Raw genomic sequence first — 17,514 nt, forward strand, 5'->3', positions numbered from 1 at the left:
ACACAAAAGAGTATTCTTAGTATTACAAAAAGAATGTTTTATAAATAAAGTATGTAATTGGTTTACACTTTTTATTGAGATTAATTGAGTGGTATTTACAATCGAGGGTGGTTTTTATTGTTTTTAGAAAGTATTATTCGGTTCAATTAAACTATAAACTGCTCCTACATTTTTTTAATTCAGCTTTGTTAACTGCTTCGAAAATTTTTCATAGGCCGTAAGGACATCGGAATAACTTACAAGCTTTAGCTTATTATCTCCACTAAACTTTTCGCCCGGGCTTTTACTGTGGTACTTTAACCGCTCAGCCATTTTTTCGTATGCCGATTTATCCCATTGTACTACTTTTAGAAAATGCGACAACAGCAATTCTACTCCCCAACTATAATCAAAAAAGGTATTTTTAGGGTGATTAACCAACATAATATCGGCCAGGGTTTTATAGTAATTTGCAAGCACTTCTGCAGTAAATAAATTAAAGTCCTGATAGTGTTTCTCTTGTACCTCAACCTTTAAAATAGTTGAATTAACCATACCCGGAACAGCATGTAGCCCCCTTCTTTGATGGTGCGATGCAATAACAGCATTAGGTTCTCTTGAAAGGAAAAAGAATGGTGTACTTGGGTACCACTTCCTTAACAAAGGATAAAAATGAATGTGCCAGCTGTCTAGTTTCACGAAGAGTTGTTTATATGCTGGTTTTCTTTTTTGCCCCATTATGGCAATAGTCGATTTAAGCAAAAGCTCCTGCTGTTCTTCTGTTACAGTAGGATCCTGCTCTTTCATTCGCAAAATTTCATCAATTAACCGAGCCTCAGGAAAAACTATGTTTGTTAGAGCGGTGGCCAAAGCCTGCGATAATAAAGTTGACCCGCACCTCGATACATGAAAGATGAAGGCATTTGGTGGTATCGAATCGATTTGTTTTGCCAATTCAACTAAAAAATCTAAACTGCTTGTTGGCAAATATCCTGATCTTTCTTTCATGCGTATCCTGCAAAGCTGAATGGTTTCATCAAAAAAAGGTTCTTGTATATGCCTATCTTCCAGATCCACCCACAAAAGCTGCCAATCATTTTCTTCGTAAACAAGTTGGTAAGGAATCCAGTTTATTAACGTATTCATTCAAGATTTTTTTTCAATTGCGCGACCAAGTCCCCGGCTGCTGGTGTATCCATTCGCTCCAGTTCTTCAATCATTTTTAAGGTTGTATCCCGATCTAAAGCCTGTCCCTGGCTTTCTTCTTCAAATTTATAGCCATAGCTTTCGAATAAACGGTCTGTCCATTCATTCCTTAATGCATCAATAACCAAATGTACCCTAACATTTTCGCCAGCATTAATAATGCTGTGCGTTTGATCAAAATCAATGTACCAGCAGGAGCCTTCTATCAGCCTTAACTGCTCTCCTCCTACTATAAATTTTAGCTGATTATTAGTTTGAATAGGAATGTGTATCCTCAATGCGCCCCCTTCATAATTACAGCCTCGGTCTCTATGCGGTTTTATTTCTGCCCCGGATGTAATGCAAGCAAACGAACCGCTTCTTTAGGGCATTGCCACTCTTCGATGATTGATTTTAAGTAAGGCAATTGATTTAGTAAAGGTGTATCCTGATACTCATCTACCCCGTAGTTGGCTAAAATATCGTTTTCTCGCCCACTGGCTGAACGAAGTGCAATACTTTGCCAATCCCCCTCGTAATCATTCTTGTTGAAATGATCAACCCAATTTTGTTGTAATGCAATGGATAGCTCACTCTTGAGCAACGGAATGTTATATTCCTGGTTAAACTGGATGTATTTTAGCAAGGCCGGGATGTTTTTTTTTGTAATATTAGCTAAGTGTTTCTTATTGAGCAAATATTTAATCTGCTTTTTATCGGTGATGCTTACTTTAGATTAGTTTAAATATTTCTGAAATTGTAATTTTAATCTTAGTATTGGGTGAATTAATTTGCTTCAATCTTTTATGCACGATTCTTCCAGCAGTACTATTGCCTTTCTCGAAATTTACCGGCTGCATCATCACCCCAAACATCCACAGAAACAAATGGATGAATCTTTTATTCAATCAGAGCAGGTTTTCCTGAATACATTTGAACTCGGAATATTTGAAATTTATGATTTCTTATACTCTAAATGCCTGGACACTGATCATTTTAAACAATGGATTATTGACCTTAAAGGAGCAGACTTTTTTAATACAGCTTCGCAGCAATTCTTTAAACTTCAAAGCGGTAATAATAGTCAGCAAAAGGCTGACTTTGCGGACATACTAACTGCCGAACAACATGCTTTCTGGAATACCAATGGTTATCTCAAAATAGAACAAATTATTAACGGGCAAGACTGCGATGCAGTAACTGATCTAATTTGCCAAACCTTAAATATTGATTTAACCAATCCACAAACCTGGTATCCACAACACGAGTTATTACAGGGCTTAATGTTGCAAAAATATCAGGATGAAGCTATTGCCAACATTCGCAACAATATACAAATAAAGGCAGCTTTTAGCAGTTTGTACCAACACAACAACATCTTAGCGAATTGCGAAAAAGTGAGTTATAATCCGCCAGTGAATCGGCATTTTTCTTTTAAGGGAAGTCCGTTGCATTGGGATATCGATTTCCAGAAAGGCCCAAGATACTATATTCAGGGTTTATTGTATCTGAACGATGTTCCTGCCAACAGGGGTGCTTTTACCTTAATTCCGAGCTTTCATCACCAGATTGAGGAGCATCTATCCCGTTTCGATAATCCTGAAATTGCAATTACCGCTTTGCGAAATAAAGGTTTGGAAATTCCGGTTGAGGGTAAAAAAGGCGATTTAATTGTTTGGTTAGAATCGCTTCCTCATGCTGCCAGTCCGAACCATTCTGATTTACCAAGGTTTGTGCAATATGTGAGTTTTAATGAGATAGGTTTTTAACCGCAAAGTACGGAGAGAAAAGGCGCAGAGGCACAAAGCAAAATGTAAATAACCACGAGAGAGTCAGTAAACAATCCGTGTATTCCCAGAATCCGTGGCTACAACCGCAACGGATGCAATTCTATCTTAAAACGAGTTTCCATTATTTTTTTTTAATTTTAAAGGTCTGTCATTACCTCAAACATCTTGAACCAAAAACAACTACACAATGAAAACAACCGATCAGGGACAGGAACAACAATCGCCTATTCAACAAGCTTTTGCCCAAACCTTTTTTCATGGCACCAAAGCCGATTTAAAATCCGGAGATTTTATTGCAACGGGATATCAATCTAATTTTATAGACAAAAAACTGAAACACATTTACCTCTCCGCTACCTTAAATGCAGCAATATGGGGCGCTGAACTGGCTTCGGGCGATGGACCTGAACGTATTTATCTGGTAGAAGCCACAGGACCTCTTGAAGATGATCCAAATGTAACCGACAAGAAATTTCCGGGCAACCCTACTATGTCTTACCGGTCGATACATCCGTTTAAAGTTATTGGAGAGGTTACAGTATGGCAAAGTCATTCGGCCGAGCAGGTTCATGCAATGAAAGAAGGTATTGAAAAGCTTAAACAGCAAGGCATCATGACAATAGAGGAATAAGTATTATTTTATTCTTTTTACCATATAAGGCATTTTAGCACATCTGTTTTTTGTACTTTCTATATGCTCCTAGATGCTTAGAGCTAGTAGATATATGTATTTTTCACCATTTATACGACATTGAGCCTCCCTGTGTATTCCGCGCATCCGTGGCTGTTAAACTTAATCATCCCCCTGCCCCTTCAACAAGGGAGACTAAATCATCTTTAAGGCAATGCTGAACGTAGTTAACTATAAAAATTCTATGGTACTGGGCTCTCTGTGTATTCCGTGCATCCGTGGCTGTTTAAACTTTAATTCATTCTTCTTTTGTCAACAAAAAGCCTATCCATCCGGATAGGCTCTCGATCATTAACTAAACTTATCAATTCCAAACTGATAATATCTTTACCTCGCGGCCATTTCCTGCTCCAGGCTCGTGGTTGGCATCTGGTATTTTTTAGCTCTGGCAATGGCCATCTGCATAAATTTCTTGTAGTTCTGCTCGTTTTTAATGGCTTTATTCAGATTTGCTGCAGTTTTAATTAACTCCAAACTGCTATCCTCATTTATAATGGCATCGGCCCATTTGCCAAACAACTGACCTGTTTCGCCTGTCAATTGTTTTTTCGATAATAACCTGCTGTATAATGCGGAGAAATGATATTGGTACAATACGGGGTGTTGAATAGCGAACTTCAAATAGCCTACTGTATCTTTCTGTATCCCCAAATAGTAACGATCGCTTAGCGTTTGCAGGTTAATTTTCCAGATATTGGCAGGGAACTTGCCTTCGTAGCTTTTTAAAAATTGTGTAAATGCTTCTGCGCCTTTATCGGTTTTTAATTGTTGCTCCATTTTTTGAAGCAAAGCTTTGTCAACCAATGCCTGTACAACTGCCTCGCCATAAAGTGCCTGGTAAGCTTTATAGTCATTTAATATTGCCTCATTCAGTTTGGCTGGACTTATCCTTGAAATTAAAAAGGGCATCAGGGCATTTGTAACCTTCATATCCTTTAAGCTATCCGCATAGGTTGCAATAATCTGCTCGGTTATGCCTTTGCGGGTCTTTGCAAATTCGTGATAAAAGGCTGGGTAATCGCTTTCTTTAAATGTTGCGGAATAGCCTTTTAAACTTTTATTTTGTAGCTGTTTTTGCTTTGCATCAGCTAAGAGTCCGATCAAATCGCCCGGATCTTTGTAACCTGAGTTATTGCTAATCAACTCTCCTTTTGCGTTAAGCACTAAAAAAGTAGGAAACCCATTTAAAATGTGCTGTACTTTTAAAGTATCGCCCAATTTGTCTTTAAAAATATCAACTTTAAGCATTACAAAATCTTTCGCCATTGCCGCTTTCACAGCAGCATTAGGAAACACATCTTCATCCATTTGTGCACAGGGAATACAGCCAGTAAAGTAACAATCTATAAAAATTAGCTTGTTTTCTTCCTTGGCTTGTTTTAGTGCGCTTTGATAAGTTTGTGCCCTGGTACCTAAAGTACAGGCAAACAAACAGGCTAAGAGGTAATATTTTATATTTTTCATGTTTTATTTGGTTAATGTAATATCCTTTTTGGTATCCCCCGCAGTATAGCTAAAAGTTAAGGGGCTGTTGGCCGGCAGTTTTTTCAGCTGTTCCAGTTTCTTAGTATTTTTAAGTAAATCGGCTGTATTGGTTCCGTTAATCTGGGTAATTAAAGTACCTTTTTCGAGCTGTGTTTCATTTGGTGGCAGTTGCCTGATTGAACTGATTATCTCTAACTGTCCGTTTAAGTTAAAACCCAATAAATAACTACCTAATGTAAAACTCTGCGGGTATACGTAGGTGTGATTTGGCATAAAATAGATCTCGTTTTTCTTTCTGTTGATGGTAAAATTATATCTGGAAATAATCCCCATACCTATAGAGCCATCGAAACCCGGACTCCAGTTTTCATTTTGACCGCCGCCAGCCATTAAAGTAACAGGCATTTCTTTTATTACGGGCATATTGGTAAAAGAGAAGCTGCTTGCCTTGCCATTAAAGGTTGGCGAGGCAATGCCCATACTTACAGTACTGGCAGGATATTCTGAGGTAAAGCCACTTACCAATAAACGGTTCTGTTTTACAAAGGGCTTGAAACAAATCAGGTTATACGAAGCTCCGGTATCGAACACAAAGTTACCAGTGCTCGATTTCCCCGCAACAATTTCTACATTGCCAGGTATAATGAATACACCTGAAGGAATAGTAACTGGCACTACAGTCCCTCCTTTTTCGTATTCATATCCTTCAAAATTATAAAGGGAAAGTTCTTTTTTGTTGAAATCGATCTGGGTGATATAACTCCTGGTCATGGTATTGCCAATAATGCCATCTAAATCTTTCCCGGTTTGCGGGAATACAGCAATAGGCTGGTGTTTCAACACAAATCCGTTTTCCATGGTAACATCATTATCACCAGAAATATCAATTTTCATGGAGCCTCCAACTACAGAAGCATTGTTGCTTCGCGTAATTTTAAGCCCAATGCTATCAGCAAGTGTTTTCTCAAGCGCCATGCCATCTGCACCGGTATCGAAAAGGAGTTTAAAAACCCTGTTGTGGTTATTTAGCTTAACTTTTAAAACAATAGAGCCGTGTACCATCTCAAAAGGGATGGTTGTTACGGGTTTATTTTGCTGCGCGTTTACCATCAGGGTAAAACAGCTCATCAGCAAAATAAATAGGGTAAGTTTAAATTTCATTGGAGTTTGCTTAATGTCCGTATATTTTTGCCAAAGCCTGGTCTATATCATCTGTAGCACTTGCCGTAATTCTTAAAAGCACTTTTCCATCTTTGCCAACCAATATCTTGGTCGGGAAAGCCATTACATTATAATCTTTTACCAGGTCTTGCTTTTCAATTCCATCCATATTGAGGATATGAACCCAGTTAATTCCATCCTCGGCTATGGCTTTTGTCCAGGCTGCCTGGGCTTCGGTTAAGCTTTTACCCCTTTCCTGAGCAATGCCTATAATTTCGAATCCATCTTTTTTGTATTGCTCATAAAGCGCTTTCAGGTGTGGGTGACTGGCCCTGCACGGACCGCACCAGCTGCCCCAAAAATCGAGAAGTACGGCTTTCCCTTTATAATCGGCCAGGCGAATCAGTTTTCCTGCTTTATCTTTTCTTTCGAAATTGACAGTTGGTGAGCCAGCCAAAGAGTTACTTACTTTTTTCAGGTAGCTTTTTATTCCTGATGCCATAGGGTGGTCTTTATATTTAGCAGCCAAACCGTTAAAAGCCTGTGTATAACCATCAGCTGTATAAATATTCTGCATTCGGCTCAATAAAAATACAGATGCAAAGGCCTCGGGATGTTGTGCTACAAAGCTTTTCTGCTTGTCTCTGATTTTCTTAAAATTAACACCTGCCTCTTCCTGCAGCATTTCTGTTGTTGCTTCGAGTTTTTCGCCATGGTACTGGGCATTAAACAGATTGTTATAGATCAGGTAAGTTCTACGCTCCTCTGCTCTAACGCTTTGCTTATAACTGTTGAAGATGTTATTTTCCTGATCGCCTTTTACATCGGCAAATTGTACCAACAATGCATCGCCGGTTAAGTTAATATCCTGATTGTAGATAAACAGATCGAGTGGCGGAGCTGGGTTGCCAACACTTTTACCATCAACAATGGCAGAAAGATCTCTTTTTATCCCAACATCCATTCGCGCAACAACAGGAACTTTTTGTTTGGGCACCGTAATGGTAAAAACATCGTTAACGGCAGTAGCTTTAAAAAAAATATTTTGACCGGCATCATCTGCAAAGCTTACCCTTACGCTGTTTTCTTTAAGGCCTTTCAGGCTCCCACTAATGTGGATACTATCCTGTTTTGCATAAAGTGCCTGCGAAACCAAAAGCATGGCAATGCCCGTACACCAATTTTTTAGTGTTTTCATAGTTTAAATGTTTTGATTTAAAGGGTAGCACTGATTAGTCCTACCCTTCGGAACGATTTATTTTGCAGCTTCTGCCAACAAAAGTTCTTTCAATTTAGGATCTGAAGGACGTGCTGAATCGACACTTACAATTTTTCCTTTTTTATCAAACACTAAAAATCTTGGAATGGTATTTACTTTATAATATTTAGAGAATTCGTTATTCTGACCTGCAAACAACTGCATACCTCCTAAATTTTCATCTTTAATCATTTTCAACCATTTCTCTTTGTCTTTATCGGCATCAGTAGAAATGCTTACTACTTGAATAGGCTGTCCCTCGATATCTTTTTCGAGTTGTTTAAGGTGCGGAAATTCAGCTCTACACGGACCACACCAAGTTGCCCAAACATCAACCAATACCACTTTCCCTTTTAAACTTGCAAAAGAAACATCTTTTCCTGTTTTATCAGGATAACTAAACTGTAAAGCATCGGTACCAGGTTTGTAAGAAAGAAGTGGTGTTATTAAAGCATTATTTTTTTCTTTTTGTGCTTTGGTTACAATGTATTTTTCGAAATGATCGGCCACTGCTTTGTACTCGTCGTGGCTTTTATATCTGGCCAGGTTTTCTAACACCAGTTCACCTTTTAAGGTATCGTTTGGCACATAGGTGGTATAAGTTTCTAAACCTTCAATGCCTGGTTTGTATGGCTTTTTATCCTGACGCATATTTACACCAACTAATGCTGATAATACGCGCATGCCATATGGATAGTTGTAAATCTTTTGAGCGCTCTTACCCATTTCATTGGCCTTAAGTGTGCTATAAAAGTCGCTGTATTCTTCTACACCAGGATGTGCAGAACGTGGTGTATTTAAAAAATTAGTAGCGTAGTTGGCCAAATCCAGTTCAATAATATCTTTCATTTGTTTATCGAACTTCGCATTACCGGTAGCTTTTCCGTTTAAAAATGTTTTGGCTTTGGCTACAATGGCTTCCTGCTGAGGAAAATAATCCATAAACGTACTGTTCTTACCCATAAAATTGATGGCTTTCTGATACAACGGATTGGTTAATTCGTTCCATTGTTTCATTACCATATTTTCTTTGGAGTTAAGTTTTCCGTTTAGTGTATAGGTCGTATCCGCAAGTGTAATATCAAGCTGTTCGCCCCCTTTAAAATAGAAAGTATAGTTTTCATTTGGCGACAGTTCATTACCTGTTCCAATTACATAAACTCCTTCATAATCCGGGTAAAAGGTAAAGCCAAACTTTTTACCTTCACTTACGGCAGCATTTGCAATCTCTACAGTTCGGCCATTGGCTACTTTAAAAAGTTTAACATTTGGGCGGTTAGGGCGTTTCAATTCGCCTTTAACCTGAACGGGTTGCTGTGCTAAACCCGCCAACGCAATTGCTACCAGGGCAAGCGTGGTGCTTAAAGTTTTTTTAATCATTTTTTCGATGTTTTGTTTATTTGTGGTTATTTAAATGGCAGTTTAACAGGGTGCCCTGGTTACAGGCACCCATTAAACATTCTACCATTGAATTGTATTTGTAGATTCGGAAACGGATGGCGAGATGTACAATATGTCTTTAGCCGTACCAGTTCCTTCGAGGGTAGCTACCGGATTACCCGAAATACTACCTGAGGCTTTGTTAAACATGCGGATTTTGTAGGTTCCGTTAATTTTAGAACCTAACATAATGTAGTTGTAAGCATACCCGGTTTCTGCTCCTGTTTTGTGGCGGATAAAAGTAATCTGCTCGCCTGCAGGCACAGTATATTCCAGTTTTTCGAAATTGTTACTCAAATTCCGGCTCCATACCTGATTACCACCTACAGAGAAATACATTAAATTCTCCTGACCATACATTAAAGTCATGTTGGCACCGTTGTACAACTGATCGGCAGTAGTTAACGAAGTATTGGTTAACTTCATCGTATAGCCATCGATATCAATATTGGATAAGGTTTTATTTGATGAGTTGCTCTTATCCTGAAATACTGCACACCCGGAAAATACATATCGTAATGCAGGTGATGGCAGATAGGTGCCTGATTTTAGCCCCATATACAATAATTTCTGATTATTATTGCTTGCACTCATCGAAGTACCTGTTACATCGCTAATGCTTGAAAGTGCAGTTCCATAGCCACTGCCAATTCCAAAAAACGTACTTGAAGTTTCGTCGAAAAAGTAGGCATTACTACTCGTGTTAGACATGAAATACTTAGATATGCTGTAAGGCGTATTGCTGGCGTCTTTTAAAAACCTTCCGCCAAACTTGCCAATATTAGCCGAGATATTAACAATGGAGTGTACATTCCCGCCATTGATTAGGTAATAAGCACTACCTCCACCTGGAAAAACCTGGCAAGGCCCTTTAACTGTAGGCGCATCAAAAAGCAAATTATCAAGCGTAAAGATTTTCTTCAGGGTATTTACATTAACCGTGGCCACGTCTTTATCGGTTGATAAAACCAATGTGCGGGTATTACCTAAAGTACCCGTAACCGTTGATTTATAGGCTGAAAGAAAACTAAGCAAATTGGCCTGTCCGGGTAACTTACTACCGTTAATGCTACTGTAAAGATTCTCTCTTTTACCTACGGGCACAATACTGGTTGGGGTTAAAAATAAATCGAGGTCTGATTGTGTACCATCATCTTTGGCCACATACCAACCCCTTGTAAATTCGGTTACCACATTTACCGGCACATTAATGTACTGCGAATAACCGGTAGTTTTATTGGTAACGCGGTAAACCAGGACCCAGCCTTTTGCAGCCTGCTTAATCAGGTAGTTAAGGTCTTTGGTTTTAGCCAGCGTATCCAACACCGGAGCCGATCCCTGAACATTGGTTTCGTATATACCCCATAAATATTCAAATTGTGCATTTGGCTCTGTTGAGCTTACCTCTGGTGTTAAGGTTAAACGATCAAGTTCTGAAATTAAGGTATAACTCGATTCGATGCCTTTAACCGTTATTTTTTCACCCGTTTTATAATCATAATTACTGTGATCTTTTTTGCAGGCAGTCATCATAGCCATTACGACCATAACGTATATCCATAGATTTTTCATCTTTTAATTTTTAATGGTTAAGGAAAAACTACTACTTCGCCAAATTCATCAACCAATGGCGCGCCGGGATGTGCATTGTTATAGTTGATTAATGCGGTTTTCATGGTAATCTGATAATAACTCAGCAAACCGCCTACGGCATAGAGGTTGTTGATAAAATCGTTATCCCATTTCTCGCCTGAGCTATTGATCAGGAAGCTATGTTTTACCACACTGTATTTACCAAAATAATACTGGGTAAAAGATGCTGTCCATTGGGCCGGCTGGCTTAAACGATCGGTAACTTCAATTTTTCGCCAGAGTTTATTTTGTTCACCCAGCTGGAAATCGGCATTGGCCGTAATTTTAAATTTTAACTTGGGTGTGTTTGTTTTTAAACTGGCATCGCGCAAAACAATTACCGGTACACGGGTATGTACCGTACCAGCCTTGATTACATAAAATTTGCTCACCTTCGGATCGTTAAAGGCCACATAATGGGTACCTGCAACCGCGTTTACTGCGTTAGGAATCTGCTCCTGTTCGAGCGTAAAAGCCCTATCGGTTTTGGTGGTTCCACCGATGGCATAAATATCAAAGTAAATGGTATCCTGCAGTACGGTTGCATCTTTGTAATAAAACGTATAAGGCTTTAGTGTATCTACAAGATCGTAAGAGGTGGTATATATCCGGTTCGGCTCAGGCCCAAATTGTACCCTACCTATGTCGTTAAACAAATAATACTGATCTTGTTTGCATGAGCTAACAGCTGCTACAGCTATTAGCAATACCAGGTAAAATAATTTTCTCATGGTGTTATATTAAATAGCTTCAGTTTTTGGGATAGGGATCAAATAATTGACTGTTGCTGCCGAGGGTACAAATAAGAAACTTGCTTTAGGTACATTAAGGCGTTTATAGTTGTAAAAGCCCTGACCTTCTGCATAAAACTCTTTGCGGTACTCTTTAATAATTTCGGTTTGCAATGCCGAAGGGTTAGCAGGCGTAGCCATGGTACCAATGTTGCGGGCAGTTCTGAATGTTTTCAGGTATTCTACCCCTTCTGCATATGGAGCAGCTTCTGCAGCGATTAAATACAATTCACTCAAACGAATCATTGGGATTTGCTTAAAATCTGTTGCAGCTGTTACGGCTGTATTGGCCACTACCTGATATTTTTTGGTGATATAACATTTAGAACCGTTGCCTAAAGTAACCAGTTCCCAAAGGTTACTCTCTCTGATATCGGTACCGGTATTACCGTACAACTGGGTTTTGATGGTTGTTTCTGCAGTACCTTTTTTAAGTATTCCGGCAGCATAGTTGTTGTTATACTTATTAAACATATCGAAATCGTATAAACCGAAAACATGCTCAGCAGTAAGCACAAAGTCCTTATTGGAAAAATCGGTAGCTGCACCCAGTTTAAATTTCGGAGTACCATCGGTATTTTTCACATCAATTACCGCTTTGGCGCACTCGTAAGCTTTTGCTGTTTCATTAAACCACAGGTAAGTTCTGGCTTGCAAAGCTTTCACTGCATAATAATTCATACGCAGGTAACGGTAAGCAAAAAAAGTATCGCTTGGATTAAAACCTGATGTAAGTCCAGGGCTTTTAACCTGGGCAACACTATATTTTGTTAACGGATCGATATCTTTCATTAAGTTTTCTGCATCAGTTAAATCTTTATATAAGGCATTTTGAAATGCGGTATAAGAAATTTTCTCAACCGGGGTGGTCGATACTATTGTAGCATAAGGCATTGATGCTGCACCGGTTGTTGCGGTAGGTATAGGGCCAAACAGGCGAAGCATATCGAAATGCAGATAAGCCCTGATGGCCAAACACTCTCCTTTTACCAATTCGTATAAACCTTGTGTTTTAAACACGTCTTTTCTGGCATCAATTTGCCCCAATATGGCATTAACACTCGCGATGGTTTTGTATTGCTGCCCCCAAATGGCTTCAAAACTAATTTGAACACCTCCATCGGTATAGTTAAACAAGCCTAAACGCTGATCTGTAGCGTTTGAGGTAACATCCCAGCTTGAAACCAGGTTTTCAATCGTTGTTTGGGTTAAAGCCGAACCGTAGGTACTGCTACTTTTCATTTGGATATAAACACCCGTAAGTGCATCCTTAAAGCCACCTTCAGTATCGAAAAGTATATTCTGTGGCATTTGTGTCTTTGGGTTTACCGTAAGGTACTTTTTGCATGATGAGAAAAGTATCCCGGTTAGAAACACAGCGATTAATATGTAATTAATTTTTTTCATTGCTATAAGTTTAGAATGTAGCACTTAGACTCATGGAGAACTGTCTTGAAAAAGGATAATCGGTTCCTCTTTCTCTGCGAATAGTTGACAGGTACATTGGCTCAGAAGCGTTAACGGTTAGGTTTAAGCTTTCCAGTTTCATTTTCTTTAACCACTCTTTGTTGGATAAATTGTACTGAAAATTAATGTTCTGTAATACCAACGTATTTTCATCCTGCACAAACCTAGAAGATTTGTAAGTTGGTGTAGTTACCAGCAAGCCTTTAAAAGCGGCAACATCGCCCGGGTTTTGCCAGCGGCTGTAAAACACCCTGCTATCTACATTATTCTTGTAATTAGTAAGTTCTACCCGGTCAACCAGTGTTCTATTATATTGCTGCCCACCAACGGTATATCTAAACGACGTATTGATTGCAAAATCCTTATAGCGGATCATGGTACTGAAGTTTCCGAAAAATTTAGGATCTCTTGAACCAACCGCAACAATATCAGTAGCTTTCCAGGTATAGGTTGGCTGACCATCTTTACCCAAATACAATTCTTTTCCGGTACTCGGATCGATACCTAAAGAAGGTACAACCCATATGGCATTACTCGAATAACCTTCGATGTAAAGGGTACCTGGGTCGCTGTTACCGTTAAGCGTGGCGGCCTGGGCATCTTTTAACGCCTTTGAAGTTTCTACAATTTTATTTTTATTGTGCAATAATGCTGCAGAAACACTCCAGATAACTGATTTAGGATTGTTTAAGATAAAACCTGTAGCTTTTAGCTCGTAACCATTGTTACGTAAACGGCCAATATTATCTACATAGCTGGTAAATCCGCTCGATGCCGGCAAGTTAACCGATGAAACCAGATCTTTAGTGGTTTCAATATAATAATCACCTGTAAAGCGAAGTCGCCTGTCTAAAAATTCTGCATCAACACCGATGTTATATTTTTCCGTTTGCTGCCATTTTAGCTCGTCATTTCCTAAGCCTATTAAGTAAGATCCCATCCAGTTGTAGTATCTTTCGTTGGTATAATACTGGTAAGTAGATAAAGCCTGGTAAGCGTTAAAGTTTTGCGCGCCGGTAATACCTACCGAACCACGTAATTTTAACCGGTTTACATATCTGTTACCTTTTAAGAAAGCTTCGTTGTGCAAATTCCATCCGGCACCAGCTGACCAAAACGGAGCAAAACGTTTTTTACTTCCAAACTGAGATGACCCATCAACACGCAATGAAGCATCAACAAAATACTTATTATCGTAAATATAGTTTACGTTTCCGGTGAGTCCTATTGAGCGTGTCAGGCTTTCGGTTCCGCTGGGTTTACCATCTTTGGCATATTGTAATGCCATAGATACAAAATCGAAATTGGCATTAGGAAAACCTTCAGCTAAAAAATTGTAGGATGATGATTTAGACTGACGGATGTTATAATCGGCACCAGCACTAATGAGGTGCTTAAGGCCAAGCATCTTCGTGTAAGCTAAATTTAAAGAGCCATCGTAACCAAAACTATTTCTGATTCCATAGTTGTAATCACCTTTTCTAAAGATATTATCAGTAGTATAATTGGCAAATGCAGTATGTTCTGCAGGTCTGAAAGCATCACTTTGTGTAGTACCTTTGGTTAAACCCAATTGCGCTCTTAATACCAAATCTTTAACCAGGTTCCACTCTACCATGGTATTGTTAATCAATTCGTTGGTAGCACTCTTATCAAAAGTTTTTAGTGTAGCGTTATATAAAGGGTTGGTAGGCAGAGTTCCCCAATAATTTACATAATCGGTATTGCCCGGATCGCCGAGAAACTTCAAAACATTTCCATTTGCATCGTAAGGCCTCCAATATGGGTTCATGGCCACATAAGTGCTAAAAGTGCCGTAAGGCGATTCCTGTGAGTTGCTTTGCTGAATTTGAAGATTGTTTCTGAACCTTAAATTTTTATAGATATAAGCCAAAGTAATATTACCGTTAAAGGTACGGCGCGATGAGCCTTTCATTACCCCCTGAATATCATTTAACTGACCTGAGGCTGAATATCTGAATGCGTTATCGCCACCTTCTACTTTAAGGAAATGTCTTTGTCCCAATTCATTTCTTACGGGCAAAGCCATCCAGTCGGTTTCTACGCCACTGTTTACCTCGTTAAGCAAGAAATTGTAATATCTTTTTAAGGGTAGGTCAATTTCTGCCCTTGCATTGTTATAATAGCCGGCAATGCGCTCCAGTTCTAATTTATCAGCAGCCTTTAACAAGCTGTAACCGCTCAAATCAGCCGCTTCAAAATTAACATCTGATCGTAGTGATAAGCGTAGTTTTCCGGGTCGTGGAGCTTTGGTCATGATTACAATCACACCGTTTGAACCTCTCGAACCATACATGGAAGTAGCTGCAGCATCTTTTAAAATGGTGATCGATTCTACCTCGTTTTCATTCATATCGTACAATTTTTGTAAGGTAGATTGAAAACCATCTAAAATGATTAATGGGGTGTTAAGTTCGGCCCTGGCCTGATCTTGTAATTCGCCTACATTTGGAATACTCGAGTTACCACGAATCTGGATTTCGGGCAAACGGTTAGGATTAGATCCAAAGGCATTGCTTTCGATAATATTAAAAGCCGGGTCGATGTTACGCAAAGTAGAAATCAGGTTTCTGTTACCATTATCGGCCAGGTCTTTAGCTGTAATCATAGTTGAGGCTCCGGTAAAGCTCTCAACTGATTTTTTAAATAGCCCTGTGTTAATTACCCTTACTTCTTCCAAATCCTTAGTAGCTGATGAAAGTTTGATAGTGAAAGGCGATTTTTTATTCTTAATCGAAACTTCTTCTACTCTATAGCCAATATAGCTCACCAATAAAGTCTCCGTTTCATCAGGTACCAGGATTGTAAACTGACCGTTCGCATCGGTAGCAACAGGCCTTATGCCATTGGTGCCTTTTACCCTAATTAAAGCCCCGGGAATAGGCTGCCCTTTTTCATCCACTACTTTACCGGTTACCAAAATAGCTGCAACTACCATTTCGCGGTGTGCCTGGATAATAATAGATTTTTCTTCTACCCGGTAAACCAGCGGTTGTCCGGCAAAGCAAGCTTCCAGCGCCTTGTTTATAGAAACATTTTCTAAAGAAACAGTAACTGGTTTAGCTCTTTTAATAGCAGCAGAGTTATAAAAAAAATCGTATCCGGTTTGTTTTCTGATTTTTTGTATAACCTGTTCCAGCGAAGCATTTTCTTCACGCAAGCTTATCTGGGCGAAGCTTGAAGCGCTCACCTGTAAGAATGTAGCGATGATGATAAAGGTTATTAACTTCACTTTGAGTAAAATACGAGCATTTAAACGGGCATATTTTACCCGATAAATGTTATGTAAAATTTCATACATTTGTTTGTTTGGGTTTGGTCTAAGAAATGATAAATGGTTTATTCTATTTTCACAGATCCAAAAAAAATCGACTCCTGCAAGAGTTTAGGGATCAGGGCACTGCAATGCTCTGATCCTTTTTTTTGATCTGAAGCTGGTAAAATTTACTTCATAGCGGTAATCTTCCTCCCTTCTATTTTAAAATGAACTGTGCCCTCCTGATCAATCATGTTTAATGCCTGTTTTAAGCTTTTATCTCTGCTGATATATCCGCCAAATTCGAGGTTCTCTAAATCTTTCGGACATTCGAACTCTACATCATACCACCTGCCTAATTTTTTCAATATTTCGCCTAAACGTTCGCTGGAGAAAGAAAATTCGTTGTTTTTCCAGGCTAAATCGCCTTCGTTATCAATCTGTTTAACTAAAAGTTTCCCGCCCTGTAACACTGCCTGCTCGTTTGGTTTGAGCACCACCACCTGGTCTTGTGCACGAACCTCAACCTTTCCTTCGTAAAGGGTAGTTTTTGCAAAATCATCGTCGGGATAAGCCGATAAATTAAAATGTGTACCCAGTACAGCTATATCCTGCGTTTTTGTAATTACGTGAAAAGGTTTCTGTGCATTGTGCGCAACTTCAAAATAACCTTCACCAACAAGTTCAACTTCTCTCTTGTTATCTTTAAATGCCGTTGGGTATTTTAATGATGAAGCAGAATTTAGCCAAACCTTGGTCCCATCGGGCAGAATAACCTGATAGGTACCGCCAAGTGGCGTGCTGATGCTGTTAAAAGCCAATGCCTCATGATCTGCAGAACCTTGTACCGTATAAATTAATTGTCCGTTTGCGGTTTTGGTAATTTTAAGGCCTTCCTGCTGCAATACTTCACCTGTAGCCAGATTGTTCAGGATAATTTCGCGCCCATCGGCTAATTTTAGGGTAGCATTTTTCCCTCCGGGTTTAATATCGTTACTTGCCGTTAAATCCTGTCCGGCTTTGTTTCGCTGGGAAAACACCACAAAACCAATACTTATTGCGAGCAGTAAAGATGCAGCAATACCTACTGTACGCCATAGTTTTATTGTTTTCTTAGGTTGGTGTAGTGGAAGTTTTTGCCAAACCTCAGCCTTCGCCTTTAATATTTCATCGGCGTTAAATGCAAGAGGTTCTGATTCGGGTAAATTATACCAGCTCTCTAACAGGCTCAGCTCCTCTTCGGTGCATTTGCCTTGCTGGTATTTGTTAAAAAGATCGTTAGCTTGATGTTGTTTCATAGATACAAAAGGATTTTTTATCCTTAATTATAACTACGACGGCTAACTGGAAGAGAGGGA

14 protein-coding genes are annotated in these 17,514 nt (G+C 39.2%); 2 read left to right on the forward strand and 12 right to left on the reverse strand.

The features are described 5' to 3' along the window. Window positions 1-174: 174 nt before the first annotated feature. The 3 genes from G7074_RS25650 to G7074_RS25660 are packed head-to-tail and all read right to left on the reverse strand — an operon-like array spanning window position 175 to window position 1,810. Window positions 175-1,125 carry a sulfotransferase gene (locus tag G7074_RS25650; RefSeq protein ID WP_166212084.1) on the reverse strand — a complete coding sequence of 317 codons (951 nt, stop codon included), beginning with the start codon at window positions 1,123-1,125 and terminating at the stop codon, window positions 175-177. Further along, window positions 1,122-1,526: an aspartyl/asparaginyl beta-hydroxylase domain-containing protein gene (locus G7074_RS25655; protein ID WP_166212665.1), complete on the reverse strand. Its 405-nt coding sequence runs from the start codon at window positions 1,524-1,526 to the stop codon at window positions 1,122-1,124. Before G7074_RS25655 ends, G7074_RS25650 begins: the two co-directional genes overlap by 4 nt. Further along, entirely contained in the window at window positions 1,505-1,810 is a 306-nt protein-coding gene (locus G7074_RS25660) for a hypothetical protein (RefSeq protein WP_166212087.1), read from the reverse strand. The genes G7074_RS25655 and G7074_RS25660 overlap by 22 nt, the downstream gene beginning before the upstream one ends. Window positions 1,811-1,970: 160 nt before the next feature. Between G7074_RS25660 and G7074_RS25665 the strand changes: the two genes are divergently transcribed. Continuing rightward, on the forward strand, window positions 1,971-2,933 hold the full coding sequence (locus G7074_RS25665) for a phytanoyl-CoA dioxygenase family protein (protein ID WP_124558471.1): 963 nt from the start codon (window positions 1,971-1,973) through the stop codon (window positions 2,931-2,933). A gap of 208 nt (window positions 2,934-3,141) precedes the next feature. Next, window positions 3,142-3,585: an NAD(+)--rifampin ADP-ribosyltransferase gene (gene arr / locus G7074_RS25670; RefSeq protein WP_124558472.1), complete on the forward strand. Its 444-nt coding sequence runs from the start codon at window positions 3,142-3,144 to the stop codon at window positions 3,583-3,585. Between the two features lie 387 nt (window positions 3,586-3,972). Here the strand turns inward: arr and G7074_RS25675 are convergent, their stop codons facing one another. The 9 genes from G7074_RS25675 to G7074_RS25715 all read right to left on the reverse strand — a co-directional run bounded on the left by G7074_RS25675 (window position 3,973) and on the right by G7074_RS25715 (window position 17,454). Continuing rightward, the gene (locus tag G7074_RS25675) at window positions 3,973-5,109 is read right to left on the reverse strand and encodes a thioredoxin family protein (protein ID WP_166212090.1); all 1,137 of its coding nucleotides are present in this window, start codon (window positions 5,107-5,109) and stop codon (window positions 3,973-3,975) included. Between the two features lie 3 nt (window positions 5,110-5,112). Further along, the gene (locus tag G7074_RS25680) at window positions 5,113-6,291 is read right to left on the reverse strand and encodes an aspartyl protease family protein (RefSeq protein ID WP_166212093.1); all 1,179 of its coding nucleotides are present in this window, start codon (window positions 6,289-6,291) and stop codon (window positions 5,113-5,115) included. A gap of 10 nt (window positions 6,292-6,301) precedes the next feature. Then, complete coding sequence (locus G7074_RS25685) at window positions 6,302-7,489, reverse strand: TlpA disulfide reductase family protein (RefSeq protein ID WP_166212096.1); 1,188 nt, start codon at window positions 7,487-7,489, stop codon at window positions 6,302-6,304. A gap of 57 nt (window positions 7,490-7,546) precedes the next feature. After that, complete coding sequence (locus tag G7074_RS25690; protein WP_124558476.1) at window positions 7,547-8,929, reverse strand: TlpA disulfide reductase family protein; 1,383 nt, start codon at window positions 8,927-8,929, stop codon at window positions 7,547-7,549. Window positions 8,930-9,010: 81 nt separating this feature from the next. Further along, window positions 9,011-10,561: a PKD-like family lipoprotein gene (locus G7074_RS25695; RefSeq protein WP_124558477.1), complete on the reverse strand. Its 1,551-nt coding sequence runs from the start codon at window positions 10,559-10,561 to the stop codon at window positions 9,011-9,013. Window positions 10,562-10,578: 17 nt separating this feature from the next. Then, a complete protein-coding gene (locus tag G7074_RS25700; RefSeq protein WP_124558478.1) occupies window positions 10,579-11,352 on the reverse strand; it encodes a DUF4843 domain-containing protein in 774 nt (257 codons plus the stop codon). A 9-nt stretch (window positions 11,353-11,361) separates the two neighbouring features. Beyond that, on the reverse strand, window positions 11,362-12,819 hold the full coding sequence (locus tag G7074_RS25705) for a RagB/SusD family nutrient uptake outer membrane protein (RefSeq protein ID WP_166212099.1): 1,458 nt from the start codon (window positions 12,817-12,819) through the stop codon (window positions 11,362-11,364). 10 nt (window positions 12,820-12,829) lie between these two features. Further along, the gene (locus G7074_RS25710; RefSeq protein ID WP_166212102.1) at window positions 12,830-16,201 is read right to left on the reverse strand and encodes a SusC/RagA family TonB-linked outer membrane protein; all 3,372 of its coding nucleotides are present in this window, start codon (window positions 16,199-16,201) and stop codon (window positions 12,830-12,832) included. 143 nt (window positions 16,202-16,344) lie between these two features. After that, a complete protein-coding gene (locus G7074_RS25715; RefSeq protein WP_124558481.1) occupies window positions 16,345-17,454 on the reverse strand; it encodes a FecR family protein in 1,110 nt (369 codons plus the stop codon). Window positions 17,455-17,514 lie beyond the last annotated feature (60 nt).

The organism is Pedobacter sp. HDW13 (genome assembly GCF_011303555.1).
Classification (GTDB): domain Bacteria; phylum Bacteroidota; class Bacteroidia; order Sphingobacteriales; family Sphingobacteriaceae; genus Pedobacter.